Origin of the sequence: Burkholderia sp. LMG 13014 (assembly GCF_905232215.1) — a bacterium.
Lineage (GTDB): Bacteria > Pseudomonadota > Gammaproteobacteria > Burkholderiales > Burkholderiaceae > Burkholderia.
Genome location: NZ_CAJNKE010000768.1, coordinates 1 through 2,399, shown reverse-complemented (window position 1 = coordinate 2,399; position 2,399 = coordinate 1). Strand labels below are relative to the sequence as shown.

The 2,399-nt window shown below is 67.4% G+C and carries 1 protein-coding gene and 2 pseudogenes; 1 reads left to right on the top strand and 2 read right to left on the bottom strand.

Going from position 1 to position 2,399, the window contains the following annotated elements:
• Both JYJ84_RS34335 and JYJ84_RS34330 read right to left on the bottom strand, forming a co-directional pair.
• Window positions 1-297, bottom strand: a pseudogene (locus tag JYJ84_RS34335) (MFS transporter); the annotation flags it as partial.
• Window positions 298-318: 21 nt separating this feature from the next.
• Window positions 319-1,365: a porin gene (locus JYJ84_RS34330; protein ID WP_122945639.1), complete on the bottom strand. Its 1,047-nt coding sequence runs from the start codon at window positions 1,363-1,365 to the stop codon at window positions 319-321.
• Between the two features lie 301 nt (window positions 1,366-1,666).
• On the opposite strand from JYJ84_RS34330, the pseudogene JYJ84_RS34325 reads away from it, so the two are divergent.
• Window positions 1,667-2,399, top strand: a pseudogene (locus JYJ84_RS34325) (DNA-binding response regulator); the annotation flags it as partial.

Genomic DNA, 2,399 nt, shown 5'->3' with positions numbered 1-2,399 from the left:
CGCGCCGAACAGCGCGATGGCGAACGCAGCGACGCGGCGCGCGTCGATCCGGCCGAGCCACAGGTACGACGGCACGGTCGCGAGGCTGAACGCGCCGAGTTCGACGAAGAAGTAGGTGCCGATCTGCGATGCGGATAGCCCGAGCTGCGTTGCGAGCTGGCCGGCGACGGCGGGTGCCACGAGCAGCAGCAGCGGCGTGATGGCCGCGAACACGACGAGCGCGACGAGCGTCGAGCGCGCGAAGGTCGAGGCGCGGCCGTCGGGCGGGAGTACGGCATCCGGAGAAAGGGTTTTCATGGCGGGCTCTCGTGTGGGGAATCAGAACAGGTGGTACATGCCGACCATCGCGCCGAACTGCGATGCGCCGGCGAGCGGCGTCGGGTCGTATTCGTAGACGGTCTGCGAACTCTGGCCGCTGTTGCGCGCGTAGCCGAGGTTCACGTAGGCGACGGTGCGTTTCGACAGCGCGTACGTGGTGCTCGCGATGAACAGCGTCGGGTGGCCGATCGCCGGCGTGCGCGAGTCGGTGTGGTAGACACCCGCGTTCAGGCCGATCTCGCTCGACATCTGGTAGCGCGCACCGCCCCAGACGATCGTGCGCGCTGCGTCGAGGTCGCCGGTCAGGCGTTCGACGCCTGCATAGACGGTGAGCGGCAGCGTGGCAAACGCATAGCGCGCGGCGAGCGTGCCGAGTTCGCGGCGTCGTGCGGACGTGTCGTCGGCCGCTGAGATATCGCCATGCGCCTGATGCAGCACCGCGCTGACCGACAGGCCGTTGCTCGTGTACTGGCCGCCGAGTTCGAGCACGCGTCCGGCGCGCGTATTGCCGGCGACGCCGGACGTTGCGGCAAGCGCCTCGACATCGAAACCGGCGAACGTCGGCGACTGGTACTTGACCGAGTGGTCGATGAAGTTCGCATTCATCGGCACGATGACGCCCTGGCCGCTGTACGACGCGTACCAGAGCGGGTCGTAGAACAGTGTCTTGTCGAACAGCACGCTGAACTGCCGGCCGAGCGTGACGGTGCCGACGGGCCCCGCGATGCCGACGTATGCGCCGCGGAAGAAGGCATAGCCGGGCACGGTCGCGGTGCCGTCGTTGAGGTTGAGGCCCTGTTCGAGCTTGAACAGCGCCCGCCAGCCGCCGCCGAGATCCTCGTGGCCCTTCAGCCCGATCTGTGAAGGCAGGATGCCGTAGTTCTGCAACTGCACGGCCGAGTGGCGCCCGTCGGCATGGGTCAGGTATTGCACGCCGGCGTCGAGCGCGCCGTACAGCGTGAGGGACGACTGCGCGTGCGCAGCGACACTGCACGCGGCAAGCGTCACGACGGCCGCGGCCGTGCGGATGAAGCGGGGTTTCGTCACGTGGGGTTCTCCATACCGTCCTGCATCGGTTTGTCGTTGGTGTTGTCGCGACGCAGTGTCCGCAGCGGGAAAACCTTCGAACAGTCGTCCAGATGAACGGTGCGGAAAACCCGCGGTGCACGGCATGCATGCGGCACGCGCCGCGGCGCGGCGTGCTGCGGAGCAGCAACGTGCGGTGCACCGTTCAAATGGATGGGGCTGGCGCCCGTTCCGGCACCGTGGCCTGTCAAAAAAGCCGATCGCTATAATCGGCCGGTGTCGTTGTGCACATCAGCAGCCAGATCGGGCAAGGGAGCGGAAGGTGAGGATCACGACGGATATCGGGCAGGATCTCGATGCGCTGCGCGACGTGCCGGCCGCCATCGTGCTCGACGACTTCGCGTGGCCGCCGCTGCCATCCCGGCGCGCCGATTTCGACGGCGTCACGCGCGGCGACGCATCGCAGCGCGAACTCGGGCTGATGCTGCTCGACCTGTACGCGGTTGCTGCCCGGTCCGCCATCGGCGAATTTGAATACCGGTTCTTTTCGCTGCTGCAGGTGCTCATTCCATTCGACGCCGCCTGGACGGGCGTCGCGACCCATGTGCCGACCGGCCCCGTGATGCACAACAGCTTCCTGTACCGTCTGCCGCACGCGTTCTTCCGCGACTGGAAGCGCGTGCGCGATTGCGACCCGCTCGCGCACCGCACGCTGCGCGGCGCGCACGGCCACGCGGTCCGGTTGTCGGTCGTCGAACCGGGGCTCGATGCCCGGTTTCGCGACTGGTGCGTGAAATACGGGCTCGCGCAACTGATGTGCGTGTGTACGCTCGATCGCCGTTTCGGTCTGACGACGTTCATGTCGATCTACCGCCAGGGCCTGAATCGGCCGTTCAGCGACGACGACGCACGCCGTTTCGAGGAAGTGATTCCGCATCTCGCGGCCGCGCTGACGATCAATCGCGCCGCGCAGCTCACGCGCGAGCGCGGCGATACGGTCACACCGGCGGTGCGCGCGCTGTGTGACAACTTCGGCGTGCTCCACCACGCCGATC